Raw genomic sequence first — 19285 nt, 5'->3', positions numbered from 1 at the left:
TGTTGGGTGGAGCGGACAATCCAAATGGTGAATTACTGTCTTATATCATTGGCGCTGACACAGTCAGTGGATGCGGTTTGTAGTGTGCCGCGTAAGCCCGGGTATTTATGGGCCGTCAGGTTTAAGCCATGGGTATTATTGGCAGACTCAAAAGCCTCGCAGATGGCGCGCCGCTGTTCTGACGATACTTCCGACTGCTCAGTAACGAGCGCGCGCATCACATGCGCGGCAATACTCTGATTCTGATACTTGTCATAAAGAAACGAGGAGTCTGCTTTCTGCACGATATAGCGCAGATAGGCACTCATTGCTCTGTCGCTGGCGACAAGTTCAAAAATAAGGAAGGAAGATGTCAGCACAATGACACTTGCGGCGATAAAATGCCGGAGCATTCTATGGTGCAATTTCATGATAAATGGCACTCCTTCGGTTAGTGAAACGAGAAAACCAGATAAAGTTCGATTGCGACCTGGCACAGGGGCGCTAATTATACTCATCCCTGCGCCGCCAGGGAGGAGAAATTTAGGGGTAATAGTAATAAATTGTATGCAAAGGCCACGCAAAAAGCATGGCTGTGAATACTTTTGCACTTAAATATAATGAATAATCACTTTGTTGCCCCCTTCGCTTTTCGCTTCGCACAAGGCTTTATCTGCTTCCGTCATGACAAGCGAGATATTACGTGTGTCACCAGTTGAAAAAACCGTGCCAATACTGATGGTCATTTGTTCAGGAACATCATATCTGTTACTAAAACCGGTCAGGAGTTCGACATTTTTACGCATACGTTCCGCAATGATTTTTGCCTGGGCACTATTGAGTTCGGTAAATAGCAAGCCAAACACTTCCCCCTCCAGTCGCGCTAAAATATCATCGGGGTGGATGCTTTGCTGGATAATATCGACAATTGAAACCAGCACTTTATCACCAACACGATGTCCCCATTGCGTATTGATGCGTTTGAACTGATTAATATCAACCAGCATGACACAAAAATCCTTAACAACAGGCCGAGACAATAATGACTCTACGCTGTTGAAAAAGTAACGCCGATTATAAATATTAGTCAATACATCATGTACCGCCAGTTTGCTGGAGAGTTGCAGTTCCTGAAAAATGTTATAAATCAGAAAAGACACAACAAACAGTTTACTGGAAACTTCAATCCCGCGACTGATATACCAGATGGTGTAATTATACTCATCCAGAGTCAGTAGAAGTAGGTTGCAGCATAGCGATGCCAGACATAATAATGCTATTAACGGCCATAGTTCGCTGGCTAATCGTGTACGCATGATAATGAAGAACAGTAAAAATGCCCACAGACAAACCAATATTTTTGTATAGTTGATTCCCCAGGTCGCAGTATGGTTGTCCGGGCAGTAATCGACGACATACAAAGAATAGTCAGCGTTATAACTGCTCAGATTGTGTGCCAGAAGGGGAAAGACTAAAAAGGGGATCAGCGCCAGCAGCAGGATGCCACTTTTTTTCTTATAGTTGTTAAGAATATTGTCTTTACCATAACAAAAGAGCGCCAGCGATGTTAAGCAAATAAAACTGAGTTGGCGGAAAATATAAAAAATAGAAACATCATTCGACTTTGTCTGGATCAGTGTACTGCCGTTGATTGGTTTATGGATAATTACAATAGTTTCAACTAAATAGATAAGGCCGCTTAAAAATGCAAGGCTTAAAATGAGTGTTGGTAAAATTTGTTTGTTAGTGAAATATTTCATTAACATGAAAAGAAAAATGACGGCGTTAAGGAAAAACAAAGCCACAACAACCATCAGGTAATTCATCTGTGGGATGAGTTTTACATTCGTGTTTTCGTTATATAAGGTAGTAATGCAAAATAAAATTAGCGTCAGCAATAAACTGAAAATAAAAAAGCCTTGAGCTTTTAATTTCTGTGTACCCATAGAAACCATAAATAGGAGTGCAATGTGAGAGCTGGATTCTATTGATGGCGGGGATATATCGTTTTGACCGGGATCAATTTTCGGCAACGATAAAAAATAATTAAAGAATAACCCCAGGGAAATACGTGTTGACCGAATCATTTTTCCGAATGATTGTTTTCTGGAACTAAATTGTGTAAAGGTTATGCTGTCATATTTAAAGCGATTGTAAGCTAATGTATGTAATAAATGAGATAATTTACACTGAGATAAAAATCAGCCAGGCGACAATGACCCGGCTGAGAGTTTTAATCTTTAGTTGTTGCATTTTGTTTATGAAACAGCTCACGGAACACCGGATAAATATCATCCTGGTCGCGGATATGCTGCATCGCAAAGTTGTCGAAAGTAGATTGCAGATGCTCATATTCTCGCCACAGTGTCTGATGAGCGCGACGGGTAATTTCGATATAGCTGTAATAACGAACAACGGGTAATAATTTTTTCGCCAGGATCTCATGGCAAAGCGGAGAATCATCGGCCCAGTTATCGCCGTCCGATGCTTGTGCAGCGTAAATATTCCACTGCGCCGGGTTATAACGCTCTTTCACCACCTCATCCATTAGCTTCAGAGCGCTGGAAACAATGGTGCCGCCAGTTTCTTGCGAGTAGAAAAACTCATGTTCATCGACTTCTTTTGCCTGGGTATGATGGCGAATATAAACGACTTCCACGTTCTTGTACGTTCTGCTCAGGAACAGATACAGCAGTATATAAAAACGTTTGGCCATATCTTTGGTGGATTGATCCATCGACCCTGAAACGTCCATCAGGCAAAACATGACAGCCTGACTGGAAGGATCTGGCCGCTTCTCGTAATTCTTGTAACGTAAATCGAAAGTGTCAATGAAAGGAACACGTTCAATTTTGGCACGTAATTCGGCAATTTCTTTGCGCAGACGTTCCTCTTCCAGCAGTTGCGCAGGTTCACTGTTGCTGATGATGACCAAATTCTCTTCCAGTGCATGAAGTTCCCGCCGCTTGCCCGCCGTCATCGCCGTGCGTCGTGCCAGTGAGTTCTGCAATGAACGCACAACGCTGATATTGGCCGGAACGCCGTTAGCGGTGTAACCTGCCCGATGTGTTTTATATTCGGTCAACTGGCGTTGTTGGTTTTGTTTCAGATTCGGTAAGGCCAAATCTTCGAATAGCAGATCAAGATACTCATCTTTCGAAATCTGAAAGACAAATTCATCCTGACCTTCACCATCCTGGCTGGCCTGGCCCTGACCACTGCCGGAACCTCCACCTCCACCCTGGGGCCGTTCAATTCGGTCATTCTGGACGAAATGGTCATTACCCGGATGAACGCGGTGGCGCAAGCCGCCACGGCCTTGATGAAACATCGGTTCGCTAATATCTTCCGTTGGAATGGATACGGACTCACCGCTGTCGACGTCAGTCACCGAACGCTTATTAATGGCCTCGGAGATCGACTGTTTAATTTGCGCTTTATAACGGCGTAAAAAACGCTGGCGATTCACCATGCTTTTGTTTTTGCCGTTCAGACGCCGGTCAATAAACCAGGTCATATGCCCCCCGTACTACATTTGCCAACGGTATGCTACGCCTGTGTTGCCGCTTATCTGGCCCACAGTTCGCTGTCGTTGTAGGCCCGGTAGCATGCGTACCGGGCCATGGTTGTTAAGACGATTTACGTACGCGCAAATACCATTCGCACAGTAAACGCACCTGTTTACGGGTGTAGCCTTTTTCCATCATACGGTCGACAAAATCGTCGTGTTTCTTCTGCTCGTCGGTTGAGGTTTTGGCGTTAAACGAAATAACCGGCAACAGCTCTTCAGTATTGGAGAACATTTTCTTCTCGATAACCGTGCGCAGTTTTTCATAGCTGGTCCAGTTCGGATTGCGTCCGCTGTTATTCGCTCTCGCGCGCAGTACAAAGTTGACTATCTCGTTGCGGAAATCTTTCGGATTGCTGATCCCCGCCGGTTTTTCGATTTTCTCCAGCTCGGCGTTCAGCGATTCACGGTCAAACAATTGTCCGGTATCCGGATCGCGATACTCCTGATCCTGAATCCAGAAATCCGCATAGGTGACATAACGATCAAAAATGTTCTGCCCATATTCGGAATAGGATTCAAGGTAGGCTGTCTGGATCTCTTTGCCGATAAACTCGGCATATTTCGGGATCAGATAACCTTTCAGAAACTCCAGATAGCGTTCTGCCTGCTCTTGCGGGAACTGCTCGCGCTCGATCTGCTGTTCCAGAACGTAGAACAGATGGACCGGGTTTGCCGCCACTTCCACGTGGTCGAAGTTAAACACGCGGGAGAGGATCTTAAACGCAAAACGCGTCGACAGACCGTTCATCCCTTCATCAACACCGGCATAGTCGCGATACTCCTGATACGACTTGGCCTTGGGATCGGTGTCTTTCAGACTTTCGCCATCATAAACCCGCATCTTTGAATAAATGCTGGAGTTTTCTGGGTCTTTCAAGCGTGAAAGAATAGAAAAACGTGACAGTGTTTCTAGTGTGCCGGGTGCGCATGGGGCGTGAGTCAGTTCACTGTGATTAAGCAATTTCTCGTAGATTTTGATCTCTTCGGAAATGCGCAAGCAATATGGCACCTTCACGATATAAACACGGTCGAGGAAGGCTTCGTTGTTTTTGTTATTACGGAAAGTGACCCATTCGGATTCGTTCGAGTGGGCGAGAATAATCCCGTTGAACGGTAGGGCAGAGATACCTTCCGTCCCGTTGTAGTTACCTTCCTGAGTGGCGGTTAACAGCGGATGCAGCACTTTAATTGGCGCTTTAAACATCTCAACGAATTCCATGATCCCCTGGTTGGCGCGGCACAGCGCACCGGAATAGCCGTAGGCGTCCGGGTCGTTCTGCGCATAGTGTTCGAGTTTACGAATATCGACTTTCCCTACCAGCGCTGAGATATCCTGGTTGTTCTCATCGCCGGGTTCCGTTTTGGCGATAGCAATTTGTTGCAGAATTGACGGCCAGACCTTCACAACCCGGAACTTAGTGATATCGCCACCAAACTCATGCAGGCGTTTTGCGGCCCACGGCGACATGATGGTGCCAAGATAGCGGCGAGGAATGCCGTACTCTTTTTCCAGAATCTGCGCATCTTCCTGCGGATTGAAAAGACAGAATGGATGATCGTTAACCGGGCTACGCTCACCGTTGGCGCTCAATACGTAAATCGGTACGAGCTGCATTAATGATTTCAGTCGCTCAGCAAGCGATGATTTCCCCCCACCCACAGGCCCCAGCAGATACAGAATCTGTTTCTTCTCTTCCAGTCCCTGGGCCGCGTGCTTCAGATAAGAGACAATCTGCTCAATCGCGTCTTCCATGCCGTAAAACTCTTCAAACGCCGGATAACGTGCAATGACCCGGTTAGAAAAGAGTCGAGAAAGTCTGGGTTCCTGGGCTGTATCGACCATGACAGGCTCACCGATAGCCATCAATAGCCGCTCAGCCGCGTTGGCATAAGCACTGCGATCTTGCCGACAAGTGGTAAGAAACTCCTGCAGTGTGAACTCTTCGTCCTTGGCAGCTTCATATCGCTGGCGATAGTGATCGAATATATTCATGGTATGCCGTCCTTTCGTTTTTTAGCACAGGTTAAGAGCCGTTCATATGAATAGTAGAGGCTCCCGGAAGAGGTAAACTGAACGACGTCTCTTGCTAAAACACAGCAACTCTCATGCCATCTTATCGATGATGAGAACAACGTGCCCGGTGATACACCTTCAAAATTAAGCGTAGATGGCAAATGGAAAACTTGCCTGCACGGCTTTCTTAATTTCAATGGCATATCAACAACTCATCCATAAAATTTGCATAATTAACGTAAAGACCAGGCTCGCCAGTAACGTGAAATTCATTTGGCTGTAAGTGTTGCATCATCTGTGTCATGAAAATTAAACAGTTACTTAAAAAAATGAAAACGTAAAAGGGTTGGGTTTCGATGTGTTGACGGGTAAACTTTGTCGCCCGCTAGACATTAGTTTAAGGAATGATTAATTGTGACCAAACTCAAACTTCTGGCACTTGGAGTGCTTATCGCAACGTCTGCAGGCGTAGCGCACGCTGAAGGAAAATTTTCACTGGGAGCAGGTGTAGGTGTCGTTGAACACCCATATAAAGATTACGATACCGATTTTTACCCAGTACCGGTAATCAACTATGAAGGCGATAACTTCTGGTTCCGTGGCTTAGGTGGCGGTTACTACCTGTGGAATGACGCAGCGGATAAACTTTCAATTACCGCTTACTGGTCGCCGCTTTACTTCAAAGCTAAAGACAGTGGCGATCGCCAAATGCGTCACCTGGATGACCGTAAGAGCACCATGATGGCTGGTCTGTCTTATGCTCACTTTACCCAGTACGGTTACCTGCGTACCACCCTGGTTGGCGATACCCTGGATAACAGCAACGGCATCATCTGGGATACGGCCTGGTTGTACCGTTACACCAATGGTGGCCTGACCCTGACCCCAGGTATCGGTGTGCAGTGGAACAGCGAAAACCAGAACGAATACTATTATGGCGTATCGCGCAAAGAGTCTGCTCGCAGCGGTCTGCGAGGCTATAATCCGAACGACAGCTGGAGCCCTTACCTGGAGCTGAGCGCCAACTACAACTTCCTTGGCGACTGGAGTGTTTACGGTACCGCGCGCTACACCCGCCTGTCTGATGAAGTTACTGACAGCCCGATGGTGGATAAATCCTGGACTGGCCTGATTTCTACCGGGATCACCTACAAATTCTGATAATGCATCTTTCCAGGGCATTTTGTGCATAAAAACAGGGCGTAATGCCCTGTTTTGCATTACGGTGGAGCAATACCCTGGAGGAAACAATGCAACAAGAAATGATTCAATTTAGTGGCGATGTCTCACTGCCAGCCATAGGGCAGGGAACATGGTATATGGGCGAAGATGCCAGTCAGCGCAAAACAGAAGTTGCTGCACTACGTGCGGGCATTGAGCTTGGCTTAACCCTCATTGATACCGCCGAAATGTATGCCGATGGCGGTGCCGAAAAGGTGGTTGGGGAAGCATTAACCGGTCTGCGTGAGAATGTCTTTCTCGTCTCAAAAGTCTATCCGTGGAATGCTGGCGGGCAAAAAGCGATTAACGCATGCGAAGCCAGTTTACGCCGTCTCAATACTGATTATCTCGATCTCTACTTATTACACTGGTCTGGCAGTTTCGCTTTTGAAGAGACTGTCGCCGCGATGGAAAAATTGATCGCCCAGGGAAAAATCCACCGCTGGGGCGTTTCTAATCTTGATTATGCCGATATGCAGGAACTCTGGCATCTGCCGGGGGGAAATCAGTGTGCTACTAATCAGGTGCTTTACCATCTCGGTTCACGAGGGATTGAGTATGATCTACTCCCCTGGTGCCAGCAACAGCAGATGCCGGTGATGGCTTACAGTCCGTTAGCCCAGGCCGGGCGGTTGCGCAATGGGCTGCTAAAAAACGCAGTCGTCAACGAAATTGCACATGCTCACAATATCAGTGCGGCACAAGTATTGCTGGCGTGGGTAATAAGCCATCAGGGGGTGATGGCGATTCCAAAAGCGGCAACGATTGCCCATGTCCAACAGAATGCGGCTGTGCTTGAGGTCGAACTTTCGTCAGAGGAATTAGCCATGCTGGATAAAGCGTATCCGGCACCAAAAGGAAAAACTGCGCTGGATATGGTGTGATATTGAAACGTGCCGGATGCATTGCACCCGGCACATAGCATTAACGCAAATTAACGTTTCGTAACGCGAATGGATTGTGCCAGATGTACAGGTTTCTCTTTGGTCACTTTTTGCATTTCTGAAGCGTAAGCCGTTTCTACACAAACAAAGGTCTTGTAGCCATCATCCGGCATATCGCCCATGCTAACTGAAAGCGCCGGTCCTGGGTTCCAGCCTACAACGTTCAGATGATGCTGGTGGCCTACGGCGATAATACGATTCAACGCTTCGTCATTAATCACGCTGCAATCTTGCGGATTCAGATACACGCGATCGGTTCGGTCAGGGAAGGTCTGAGTACCGTCGGTCAGTACATCTTCTTTCGCGCCATTCACTTTATCAATGAAGCGATCGCCCAGCCCACTAACGCTTACTTTAGCGATATCACCCACGTTAAAGTAGGTATGCAGGGCAGAGGTGGTTTCAAATTCGCCGTGTGCTTCAAGATCGATTTCACAGGATTTACCTACGCGGAAATGCGCTAACAGCGTAAAGTCGTGCGGCCAGAATTTTTTCGTCTCTTCGCTTTGTGTCAATTCGAAAGTCAGCGCCACGCCATCGGCATCTTCACTATGTGATTTCAGCGTCCACGGCAGGTTACGGGCAAAACCGTGCGCAGGCAGACCTTGTTGTGCTGCCGGACCAAACCACGGCCAGCAAACCGGTACGCCTCCGCGAATGGCGACGCCATTTTTGAACGGTGTGTTATTGCTCAACCAGAGAACTTCTTCTTCACTCGCAGGTTTCCACGAGAGAAGGTGTGCGCCCTGTAATGCAAAAGACGCTTTTACCTGGGGATGATCGACCACAATGAGATCCAGTTCATCCAGCTTACGACGGGAGAGGACTGGGGAGATTTGTTCGATGACCGGAAGGGCAAAAATTTTCTTAATCATGACGTAGTCCTTTAACTTCATTTCATCAGGTAAAAAAAAGAGCGACCGAAGTCGCTCTTTTTAGATCACAGTGTCATCTCAACTTATTTGGAGATGTGAGCGATCAGGTCCAGAACTTTGTTGGAGTAACCGGTTTCGTTGTCGTACCAGGATACCAGTTTCACGAAGTTGTCGTTCAGAGCGATACCTGCTTTAGCATCGAACACGGAAGTGCAAACTTCGCCGTTGAAATCGGTAGATACTACGTCATCTTCGGTGTAGCCCAGAACGCCTTTCATTTCGCCTTCAGCAGCAGCTTTAACGGCAGCTTTGATTTGCTCGTAAGTTGCAGCTTTTTCCAGACGAACGGTCAGGTCAACTACGGATACGTTCGGGGTCGGAACGCGGAACGCCATACCAGTCAGTTTGCCATTCAGTTCTGGCAGTACTTTACCTACAGCTTTAGCAGCACCGGTAGAGGACGGGATGATGTTCTGGGAAGCACCGCGGCCACCGCGCCAGTCTTTGTGAGACGGGCCATCAACGGTTTTCTGAGTAGCGGTAGTCGCGTGAACGGTGGTCATCAGACCTTCGATGATGCCGAAGTTATCGTTGATAACTTTAGCCAGCGGAGCCAGACAGTTGGTGGTGCAGGAAGCGTTGGAAACGATGTCCTGGCCAGCATATTTGTCGAAGTTAGCGCCTTTAACGAACATCGGAGTGTTGTCTTTAGACGGACCAGTCATAACCACTTTTTTCGCACCAGCGGTGATGTGTTTACGAGCGGTTTCGTCAGTCAGGAACAGACCAGTTGCTTCAGCGACAACGTCAACACCAACTTCGTCCCATTTCAGGTTAGCCGGATCACGTTCAGCGGTAACACGGATTTTTTTACCGTTAACGATCAGATGACCGTCTTTCACTTCAACGGTACCGTCGAAACGGCCGTGAGTGGAGTCATATTTCAGCATGTACGCCATGTAATCAGCGTCTAACAGGTCGTTGATTGCAACGATTTCGATGTCAGAACGTTTCTGAGCAGCACGGAAAACAATGCGACCGATACGGCCAAAACCGTTGATACCTACTTTGATAGTCATATATTCCACCAGCTATTTGTTAGTGAATAAAAGGTTGCCTGTAAAATTACAAAAACCTTACGCAGCGTCAAGCGGAATCGTGTCAATCATTGCGACAAATCAATCCTGTGCCTAAGCATTACGCGACTGACTCGTCTCACTCTTCCTTTGGGCTTGAGACCACATGGGGGCGGCGCCCCGAATTTTAAAGGGCAATTACGATAAAAATGTGATTTTCATCACGATTTAGGTGCAGCCATTTCGTCGAGATCAAGTTTAGGACAAAATTTTGCCAGTTAGTGTTAATGTTTTGTTAGAATACGTCACGTAATGTGAGCGCGATTAAAGTGAGATGTGAGCAAATGGCTAATAAACCTTCGGCAGAAGAACTGAAAAAAAATTTGTCCGAGATGCAGTTTTACGTGACGCAGAATCATGGGACAGAGCCGCCATTTACGGGTCGTTTACTGCATAACAAGCGTGACGGCGTATATCACTGTTTGATCTGCGATGCCCCGCTGTTTCATTCCCAAACCAAGTATGATTCCGGCTGTGGCTGGCCCAGTTTCTACGAACCGGTGAGTAAAGAATCTATTCGTTATATCAAAGACTTGTCACATGGAATGCAGCGGATAGAAATTCGTTGCGGTAACTGTGATGCCCACTTGGGCCATGTCTTCCCCGACGGGCCGCAGCCAACGGGCGAACGGTATTGTGTTAACTCTGCTTCTTTACGCTTCACCGATGGTGAAAACGGCGAAGAAATCAACGGTTGAAAAAACGATTCAGCAACTTATTCCACAGGAGCGGAAAAATTATGAATCTTGATGACATTATCAACAGCATGACGCCTGAGGTATACCAGCGTTTGTCGACCGCCGTTGAACTGGGAAAATGGCCTGATGGCGTTGCGCTGACCGAAGAACAAAAAGAGAATTGCCAACAACTGGTGATGCTGTGGCAAGCCCGCCATAATACCGAAGCACAGCATATGACAATTGACACAAATGGTCAGATGGTCATGAAGAGCAAACAGCAGTTAAAAGAAGATTTTGGTATCTCAGCAAAGCCGATTGCCATGTTTAAGTAAGTGGTTTATCCCCTTTTTAGCGCGGTTATAAAGGGGATAGCCAACAATGACCCCATTAAATGCCCGATAACCAGATTTACCGGGCATTTAGCCGAAAAAAGATTACCCCTGCGTCTCTTCCCAGTCTGCCTGGGTATATAGCGTTGCCCCAGCTGCTGACATTTCCATAAACGCGTGCGCACTGTCCTGTGGCTGGATATTGACGCCACGACAGCCATCGGTAATCACGTTCACCTTATAACCTAACTGTAATGCGTCCAGCACGGTAAACTTCACGCAATAGTCAGTAGCCAGACCCATAACGATCAATTCATCAATTTCATGATCGCGCAACCAGTCATCGAGCGCGGTTTTCTGCCGACGGCCATTATCGAAAAAGGCACTGTAACTGTCGACTAAAGAGTCTTCGCCTTTATGGAACACCGCAGCGATCGCTTTTTGCTTCAGTAACGGATGTAGTTGTGCGCCTTCACTGTTCTGCACACAGTGATTTGGCCAGAAGGTTTGTGGCAAACCGTCGAGTTGACCTGGCGTATAAGGCTCTACACCGTGCTGACTGGCAAAACTGCTGTGATTCGCCGGGTGCCAGTCCTGACTGGCGATAACCGCTTCACCGCGCGACTGGCACCAGTCAATCATGCTGTTAGCGACATCCACCGTACTGTCACCTTCCGGCACGGCGAGCGCACCACCAGCACAGAAATCATTTTGCAAATCGACCAGTAACAGGGCGCGATGGGGCATTGCAGTCTTCTTAATCATCTGGCGTCAGTTCTCCGCGCAGGTTTTGGCTCATGGCCTTGCGAATGGTTTCAGTATCCAGTTCCTGGCTAAGCAGGTAATGCAGTTTGGTTAGCGTGGCTTCTACAGTCATATCGGCACCGCCAATAACACCAGCATGGGCGAGGGCGTTACCGGTGGCATAACCCCCCATATTCACTTTACCGGACATACATTGCGTCAGGTTGACCACCACAATACCGCGATCGCTGGCTTCTTGTAATTCTCGCAGGAAGGCTTTGTTTTGTGGCGCATTACCCACGCCATATGAGCGCAGAATCAATGCTTTCACCGGTTGGCGCAGAAAATTGCGCACGACGTCAGCAGAAATCCCCGGATAAATCGTCACTACGCCAATCGGTTGTGGCGTGATTGGATGAACGCTCAATTCCCCTTCACCGTGCGGAGTAGATGGCGTATTCAAACGGCGAATATGGATACCTGCTTCCAGTAACGGTGGAAGATTCGGGGAAGCAAAGGCATCAAAACCATCGGCATGAGCTTTGGTGGTGCGGTTGCCGCGATACAGTCGATTATTAAAAAAGAGTGTTACTTCGTTGATCGGATAATTCGCCGCAATGTACAACGCATTCAGCAGATTTATTTGACCGTCAGAGCGTAACTCAGCCAGCGGAATTTGTGACCCTGTCACAATAACCGGTTTACCGAGATTCTCGAGCATGAACGACAGCGCAGAGGCGGTATACGCCATCGTGTCGGTGCCGTGCAGAATGACAAAACCATCATAGTCGTCATAGTGCGCTTTAATATCTTCCGCAATATGCTGCCAGTCTTCCGGCGTCATATCAGAAGAATCCATCAGCGGCGTATATTCATGAATAGTGAAATCTGGCATCTCCGGGCGATGGAATTCCGGCATCAGCGCCAGTTGCCGTTGTAGATGACCTGACACCGGAATATAACCCTGATCGGAACGCTGCATCCCGATGGTCCCGCCCGTGTAGGCAACGTAAATTGATTTCTTTTGCATGATATTGATATGAATGATATCGAAAGAGCAAAAGTATATACGTGAGGGGCGGTGAGCGCACCTGGATACTCTGTGGATATGCGAAAAGTCCGGCGAACAAAGGGATTAGTGTCACCGCCGGTGAAAAGTGGTTAATCCTGCAACGCATAGGTTACGGTCGTGACTACGCGCACCGTTTTATTTATCGCCGTAGGATCATCTTCATCGTTGCCACTGGCGAAGATCTGGAATACGCCTTGTGAGGCATCGCTAATTGACCCCACCTGACTACCTGAATCCGTCGCAAATTGTAATGCTGCATTTCGTGCGTCTTTTGTCGCGGCAGCAATCATCTCAGCGCGCAGTGCGCCAATGCCATTAAAGCGATAGGCGACTTTACTCTCAGCGATAGCGCCATCCGTAGCGACTTGCAGTTCGTTTAATTTAGCGACGACTTTTTCGACAGCCGCAACGTTATGGGTTTTTATCGTCACTGACCCGTCGGCGTTATAGCGTGGCATTGTGGGATCATCTTTAAGGTAAAAGGAATCCGTCCGCTTACTTGTCCATTGACCCAGGATTATCTCTTTGTCGCTAATCTTTTGAGCGTTGAGTTCGGCAACAATTTTTTTCTGCGCGTCTTCCAGTTTCGGGAACAGTTCGCTGGGAACATTACCCTTAAAGCTAATCGCAATTGTTAATTCAGCCGTATCTGCGCGAACCTCTTTTTCCGAAAGCCCTCGCACATTCACATAACGGTTGTTGGTTTTTAAATGCTTAACACCATCGCCAACAAAATAACCACAGGCACTGATCCCCAGTCCGAGGACAATAGCGGCAATTAAAGAGGGTGCTTTATTCACTGATGACTCCATATCAGATGCTAAATGAGCAAGGAAATGTAGTGGAGAGAGGGAGTAAAAGACAGTCCGATTCAGGAGTGTGGCCGACAGCATATCGGCCACATTTTTGCAGGATTTAACGCACGTTGGCGCAGGTCAGGCAAAACGCATAACGGTTTTGTGGGTCATTAAACGCTGCCAGCTTGTCGCTTTCACTTTTAACGGTAGAGGCTACCGAGGCCAGCGGTGCAGGTAACATAGCCTGGAGCGCATCTGGCAACATTGCCCGGACAGAACCTGACATGTTGTCCATCACTTTGTCGAAGAAGGTAGGCTCCTCGGCGTAATATTCCAGATGCCACCGTTGCAATTTTGCCAGCTCAGCTGCTTTGGCGACCGCATCATCGAAATCACCGAGACTATCGACCAGCCCGTTAGCTTTCGCATCCTGACCGGTCCAGACATGGCCCTGGGCGATCTTATCAATCTGCTCCGGCGTTGAATGACGCGCATCGGCAACCAGCGTGATAAAGCGTTTATAGCCGTTCTCAATGCTCAACTGCATCATCTGCTGCGCTTCTGGTGGCAGTGCCTTAGTGATGGAAACATCAGCCAGCGGTGAAGTTGAGACGCCATCAGTATGCACACCAATCGAATCAAGGCTGTTTTCTACGGTGGTGATTACACCGAAGATACCGATAGAACCGGTTAGGGTACTCGGGTTAGCCACAATGTAATTGGCCGGAGTGGAGATCCAGTACCCCCCAGATGCCGCCATGCCGCCCATTGAGACAACCACAGGTTTACCCGCAACTCTGGCTGCTGCCAGTTCAGCGCGAATCACTTCAGACGCGGTAACGCTGCCGCCTGGGCTATTAACACGCAGAACAATCGCTTTCACTTTCGGGTCAAGACGAGCGTCGCGGATTTGTGCCGCAGTGGTATCACCGCCAACATTCCCTTGAGTTTCCTCGCCATCCATAATTGCGCCATTGGCGAATATGACGCCAATGCTGTCGCCGGTATCCGCCGGAGTTTTCAGTGCGTAATCGTAATAACTGATGGCGCGATAATTTTTATCCGTCTCACTCCAGCCGAACTCTTTGGTCAGGGCCTTTTCGATTTCGGCATTCGACGCCAGCGCATCCACTAGTTTGTTATCCAGTGCATACTTCGCGGTATCGCCACCAGTTTTGGTTAAACCATCAAGCAATCCTTGTGCGCCGGGAAACACCTGCTGGGCAGGGATCTGGCGGTTAGCAGCAACAGTATTCAGATAGTTTTGCCATAGCTCACCGACCCAGCGACTGTCAGCTTCGCGGGCTGCCGGTGACATATCATCACGAATAAACGGCTCAACGGCAGATTTATACGTACCCACGCGGAACACATGGGTGGAAACTTTCAGCTTATCCAGCAACGATTTGTAGTACAGACCGTTGGTAGCAAAACCGTGCAGATCAACCACGCCTTGCGGTGACAGCCAAATTTTGTTGGCAAAACTGGCGAGATAATATTGCCCCTGGCTGTAGTTTTCACCAATGGCATAAACCGGTTTACCACTGCCACGAAACTCTTTCAGGGCTTTGCCGATGTACTGCATAGACGGCTGGTCGCCGCCTGCGAAGTTTTTCAGATCCATCACGATACCGGTGATATTTCGATCGTCCTTCGCCTGGCGAATGGTGTTGACGATATCAAACAGCGAGTTTTCCTGCAGACGATCGGAACTGGCACCAAGCAGCTGGCGGCTTAACTTACTAAACCGCTGAGAACTGTCGGGTTTATCGACGATCACACCAGAAATGTCCAGCAGCAGCGCACCACGACTGGCAGTTTCTTTCGAGTCACCACTACTGACCTGCATCCAGATCCCCACACCAACCAGCACGAGAAAAATAAAGAACAGGTTAAGTACCATTTCACGGACAAAATTCAGCAGACGCCACGTCCATTTAAAAAATCCGGCAATAAATCGCCAAAGGGTTCGCATGTATTCTCCCAGACTAAAAGTCACACCTGTCACAGGCGCAATAGATGTGGTTATCGTAATGACCCAACCGGCACTTGTCAGCAGGAATTGCGGACTGTGCTGTAACAAAATCCACGCTTGTGTTAATTTTGTGAATAAACATCATGACAGGAGTTAATCAAATGGATGCACTCGAACTATTAATCAATCGCCGTAGCGCCTCCCGCCTGGCTGAACCCGCGCCAACGGGTGAACAACTGCAAAACATCCTGCGTGCGGGTATGCGTGCGCCGGATCATAAGTCCATGCAACCGTGGCATTTTTTTGTGATTGAAGGGGAAGGGCGCGAGCGTTTCAGCGCCGTTCTGGAACAGGGGGCGATTGCTGCCGGTAGCGATGATAAAGCTATCGACAAAGCGCGTAATGCGCCGTTCCGTGCGCCGCTCATCATAACAGTGGTGGCGAAATGCGAAGAAAATCATAAAGTCCCGCTCTGGGAACAGGAAATGTCTGCCGGATGTGCGGTTATGGCGATGCAAATGGCAGCCGTTGCCCAGGGTTTTGGCGGCATCTGGCGCAGTGGCGCATTAACAGAAAGTCCGGTAGTGCGTGAGGCATTCGGCTGCCGTGAGCAGGATAAAATTGTCGGCTTTCTCTACCTTGGTACTCCACAACTGAAAGCATCTACGTCAATAAACGTCCCGGACCCGACGCCGTTTGTGACTTATTTCTGATAATCGTCGCGAAACTGTGTGGATTGTGAGCAAAGAAGCAGGAATTCAGACACTCTCACTTATCACTTTATGGAATGAGGGTTACCATAACTGGATAGCATTGACAGGAGATGTCCATGAGCGAGAACTCGATTCGTTTGACCCAATACAGCCACGGAGCTGGTTGCGGCTGTAAAATTTCCCCAAAAGTGTTGGAAACCATCCTGCACAGTGAGCAGGCGAAGTTTGTTGATCCGAATTTGCTTGTGGGTAATGAAACCCGCGACGATGCGGCGGTGTACGATCTGGGCAATGGCACCAGCGTTATCAGCACCACCGACTTCTTTATGCCGATCGTTGATAATCCTTTCGATTTTGGCCGCATTGCGGCCACTAACGCTATCAGCGATATCTTCGCGATGGGTGGCAAACCGATTATGGCGATTGCGATCCTCGGCTGGCCGATTAACAAACTTTCCCCGGAAATTGCCCGCGAAGTGACCGAAGGTGGACGCTATGCATGCCGTCAGGCGGGTATTGCGCTGGCTGGCGGTCACTCCATCGACGCACCGGAACCGATTTTCGGTCTGGCGGTGACGGGGATCGTTCCGACTGAACGGGTAAAGAAAAACAGTACCGCACAAGCCGGATGCAAGCTATTCCTGACGAAACCGTTGGGAATTGGCGTTCTTACCACTGCTGAGAAAAAATCACTGCTGAAACCAGAACATCAGGGACTAGCGACGGAAGTGATGTGCCGGATGAACATCGCAGGCGCGTCCTTTGCTAACATCGAAGGTGTAAAAGCGATGACCGACGTTACGGGTTTTGGTTTGCTGGGCCATTTGAGCGAAATGTGTCAGGGGGCTGGTGTGCAGGCGCGCGTCGACTATGAAGCGATCCCGAAACTGCCGGGGGTTGAAGAGTACATTACGTTGGGCGCAGTACCTGGCGGCACCGAACGTAACTTTGCCAGCTACGGTCATCTGATGGGGGTAATGCCGCGTGAAGTGCGCGATCTGCTGTGCGATCCGCAAACTTCTGGCGGTCTGCTGCTGGCGGTCATGCCGGAAGCAGAAAATGAGGTCAAAGATACAGCCGCCGAGTTTGGCATTGAACTGACGGCGATTGGCGAACTGGTGCCAGCGCGCGGCGGTCGTGCCATGGTTGAGATCCGTTAATTCAATGCGGTTGTTTATTGCCGAAAAACCGAGTCTGGCCCGTGCCATTGCTGATGTCCTGCCCAAACCGCACCGGAAAGGCGATGGCTTTATCGAGTGTGGCAATGGTCAGGTGGTGACCTGGTGTATTGGTCACCTGCTTGAGCAGGCTCAGCCAGACGCCTACGACAGTCGCTATGCGCGCTGGAATCTGGCTGATCTCCCCATTGTCCCGGAAAAGTGGCAATTACAGCCACGGCCTTCCGTGACCAAACAACTTAATGTCATCAAGCGCTTTCTGCTTGAAGCCAGCGAAATTGTTCATGCCGGAGACCCGGATCGCGAAGGGCAACTGCTGGTGGATGAAGTGCTGGACTACCTGCAACTGGCACCGGAAAAGCGCCAGCAAGTTCAGCGTTGCTTAATCAACGACCTGAACCCGCAGGCGGTTGAGCGGGCGATCGATCGTCTTCGTTCCAACAGTGAGTTTGTGCCGCTGTGCGTTTCTGCGCTGGCGCGAGCGCGTGCCGACTGGCTGTACGGCATCAATATGACCCGTGCTTACACCATTCTCGGTCGCAATGCGGGTTATCAGGGTGTACTTTCCGTGGGACGTGTGCAGACGCCCGTGCTCGGGCTGGTGGTGCGCCGTGATGAAGAAATTGAAAACTTCGTGGCGAAAGACTTCTTTGAAGTCAAAGCGCATATCGTGACACCTGCCGATGAGCGGTTTACCGCTATCTGGCAACCGAGCGAAGCGTGTGAACCGTACCAGGATGAAGAAGGGCGCTTGCTGCATCGTCCACTGGCAGAGCATGTGGTTAACCGCATCAGCGGTCAACCGGCGATTGTCACCAGCTATAACGATAAACGGGAATCAGAATCCGCGCCGCTGCCATTTTCGCTTTCGGCGTTGCAGATTGAGGCGGCAAAACGTTTTGGTCTTAGCGCCCAGAACGTGCTTGATATCTGCCAGAAGCTGTACGAAACGCACAAGCTAATCACTTATCCGCGTTCCGATTGTCGTTATTTGCCAGAAGAACATTTTGCAGGTCGTCATGCGGTGATGAATGCCATCAGTGTCCATGCGTCAAATTTGTTGCCGCAACCGGTGGTTGATCCGAATTTGCGTAACCGCTGCTGGGATGACAAAAAAGTCGATGTGCACCACGCCATCATCCCGACCGCGCGGAGTTCTGCGATCAACCTGACGGAGAACGAAGCGAAAATCTATAACCTGATTGCCCGTCAGTACCTAATGCAGTTCTGCCCGGATGCGGTGTTCCGCAAGTGTGTAATCGAACTGGACATTGCCAAAGGCAAATTCATCGCCAAAGCGCGTTTCCTTGCTGAAGCAGGTTGGCGCACGCTGTTAGGCAGCAAAGAGCGCGATGAAGAAAACGACGGCACGCCACTTCCTGTGGTGGCGAAAGGTGATGAACTGCTGTGCGAAAAGGGCGAAGTGGTAGAACGACAAACCCAGCCGCCACGTCATTTCACCGATGCGACATTGCTCTCTGCAATGACCGGAATTGCCCGCTTTGTGCAGGACAAAGATCTGAAAAAGATCCTTCGTGCCACCGATGGTTTAGGGACGGAAGCGACCCGTGCCGGGATTATTGAACTGCTGTTCAAGCGTGGTTTCCTGACCAAAAAAGGGCGTTATATCCACTCCACCGACGCCGGAAAAGCGTTATTTCATTCGCTGCCAGAAATGGCCACGCGACCGGACATGACCGCACACTGGGAATCGGTGCTGACGCAAATCAGCGAAAAGCAGTGTCGCTACCAGGACTTTATGCAGCCGCTGGTGGGGACGCTGTATCAGTTGATTGATCAGGCAAAACGTACACCAGTACGGCAGTTTCGTGGCATAGTGGCTCCGGGGAGCGGTAGTGGTGATAAGAAAAAGGCAGCCCCACGTAAACGTAGCGCGAAAAAAAGCCCGCCAGCAGATAAAGCAGGTAGTAGTGCGATGGTTTAATCTCATTATTGATTAGCGCTTCACGAGTCAAATTCTGAAATATCCAGCGGACCAAGAAAATTCGTTGGATATTTTTTTTACATGCATAAAATTATCGCCTCTAAAGTGTGAG

Annotated in this window: 16 protein-coding genes and 1 pseudogene; 7 read left to right on the top strand and 10 right to left on the bottom strand. The window is 49.1% G+C overall.

The genetic code is table 11. The annotated features are described in order from the left end of the window. Positions 1 to 59 precede the first annotated feature (59 nt). The 4 genes and pseudogenes from A7090_RS14690 to yeaG form a co-directional block, all read right to left on the bottom strand. Positions 60 to 590, bottom strand: a pseudogene (locus tag A7090_RS14690) (GAPES1 domain-containing protein); the annotation flags it as partial. Then, positions 591 to 2066 (bottom strand): sensor domain-containing diguanylate cyclase, encoded by a 1476-nt coding sequence (locus A7090_RS14680; protein WP_105274577.1) that lies wholly within the window; start codon positions 2064 to 2066, stop codon positions 591 to 593. A 146-nt stretch (positions 2067 to 2212) separates the two neighbouring features. Then, complete coding sequence (locus A7090_RS14675) at positions 2213 to 3496, bottom strand: YeaH/YhbH family protein (RefSeq protein ID WP_105274576.1); 1284 nt, start codon at positions 3494 to 3496, stop codon at positions 2213 to 2215. Positions 3497 to 3608: 112 nt separating this feature from the next. Continuing rightward, positions 3609 to 5543 (bottom strand): protein kinase YeaG, encoded by a 1935-nt coding sequence (yeaG, locus tag A7090_RS14670; RefSeq protein ID WP_097763807.1) that lies wholly within the window; start codon positions 5541 to 5543, stop codon positions 3609 to 3611. A gap of 435 nt (positions 5544 to 5978) precedes the next feature. Between yeaG and mipA the strand changes: the two genes are divergently transcribed. Both mipA and yeaE read left to right on the top strand, forming a co-directional pair. Then, the gene (mipA, locus tag A7090_RS14665; RefSeq protein WP_105274575.1) at positions 5979 to 6725 is read left to right on the top strand and encodes a scaffolding protein MipA; all 747 of its coding nucleotides are present in this window, start codon (positions 5979 to 5981) and stop codon (positions 6723 to 6725) included. 89 nt (positions 6726 to 6814) lie between these two features. Beyond that, positions 6815 to 7669 (top strand): methylglyoxal reductase YeaE, encoded by an 855-nt coding sequence (yeaE, locus tag A7090_RS14660; RefSeq protein WP_105274574.1) that lies wholly within the window; start codon positions 6815 to 6817, stop codon positions 7667 to 7669. Positions 7670 to 7719: 50 nt separating this feature from the next. Here the strand turns inward: yeaE and A7090_RS14655 are convergent, their stop codons facing one another. Further along, positions 7720 to 8604, bottom strand: coding sequence for a D-hexose-6-phosphate mutarotase (locus A7090_RS14655; protein WP_105274573.1), 885 nt, complete (start codon positions 8602 to 8604; stop codon positions 7720 to 7722). 83 nt (positions 8605 to 8687) lie between these two features. Further along, complete coding sequence (gene gapA / locus A7090_RS14650; protein ID WP_000153502.1) at positions 8688 to 9683, bottom strand: glyceraldehyde-3-phosphate dehydrogenase; 996 nt, start codon at positions 9681 to 9683, stop codon at positions 8688 to 8690. A 341-nt stretch (positions 9684 to 10024) separates the two neighbouring features. On the opposite strand from gapA, the gene msrB reads away from it, so the two are divergent. Both msrB and A7090_RS14640 read left to right on the top strand, forming a co-directional pair. After that, a complete protein-coding gene (gene msrB, locus A7090_RS14645) occupies positions 10025 to 10438 on the top strand; it encodes a peptide-methionine (R)-S-oxide reductase MsrB (RefSeq protein WP_096962393.1) in 414 nt (137 codons plus the stop codon). Between the two features lie 41 nt (positions 10439 to 10479). Beyond that, entirely contained in the window at positions 10480 to 10752 is a 273-nt protein-coding gene (locus A7090_RS14640; RefSeq protein WP_105274572.1) for a YeaC family protein, read from the top strand. Positions 10753 to 10854: 102 nt separating this feature from the next. Here A7090_RS14640 and pncA read toward each other — a convergent pair whose 3' ends face one another. The 4 genes from pncA to sppA form a co-directional block, all read right to left on the bottom strand. Continuing rightward, positions 10855 to 11496: a bifunctional nicotinamidase/pyrazinamidase gene (gene pncA, locus A7090_RS14635; protein ID WP_105274571.1), complete on the bottom strand. Its 642-nt coding sequence runs from the start codon at positions 11494 to 11496 to the stop codon at positions 10855 to 10857. A 10-nt stretch (positions 11497 to 11506) separates the two neighbouring features. Next, on the bottom strand, positions 11507 to 12523 hold the full coding sequence (ansA, locus tag A7090_RS14630) for an asparaginase (protein ID WP_105274570.1): 1017 nt from the start codon (positions 12521 to 12523) through the stop codon (positions 11507 to 11509). Positions 12524 to 12654: 131 nt separating this feature from the next. After that, positions 12655 to 13365 (bottom strand): SIMPL domain-containing protein, encoded by a 711-nt coding sequence (locus tag A7090_RS14625; protein WP_123056960.1) that lies wholly within the window; start codon positions 13363 to 13365, stop codon positions 12655 to 12657. A gap of 115 nt (positions 13366 to 13480) precedes the next feature. Then, positions 13481 to 15337: a signal peptide peptidase SppA gene (gene sppA, locus A7090_RS14620; RefSeq protein WP_105274568.1), complete on the bottom strand. Its 1857-nt coding sequence runs from the start codon at positions 15335 to 15337 to the stop codon at positions 13481 to 13483. Between the two features lie 161 nt (positions 15338 to 15498). Between sppA and A7090_RS14610 the strand changes: the two genes are divergently transcribed. From A7090_RS14610 to topB, 3 genes are all read left to right on the top strand, one after another. After that, entirely contained in the window at positions 15499 to 16050 is a 552-nt protein-coding gene (locus tag A7090_RS14610) for an NAD(P)H nitroreductase (protein ID WP_105274567.1), read from the top strand. 116 nt (positions 16051 to 16166) lie between these two features. Next, complete coding sequence (selD, locus tag A7090_RS14600) at positions 16167 to 17210, top strand: selenide, water dikinase SelD (protein WP_105274566.1); 1044 nt, start codon at positions 16167 to 16169, stop codon at positions 17208 to 17210. Between the two features lie 4 nt (positions 17211 to 17214). Beyond that, entirely contained in the window at positions 17215 to 19173 is a 1959-nt protein-coding gene (gene topB, locus A7090_RS14595; RefSeq protein WP_105274565.1) for a DNA topoisomerase III, read from the top strand. Positions 19174 to 19285: the final 112 nt, after the last annotated feature.

It is taken from the genome of Escherichia sp. MOD1-EC7003 (genome assembly GCF_002965065.1).
In the GTDB taxonomy this organism is placed as follows: Bacteria; Pseudomonadota; Gammaproteobacteria; order Enterobacterales; family Enterobacteriaceae; genus Escherichia.
This window is presented reverse-complemented; position numbering and strand designations above follow the sequence as displayed.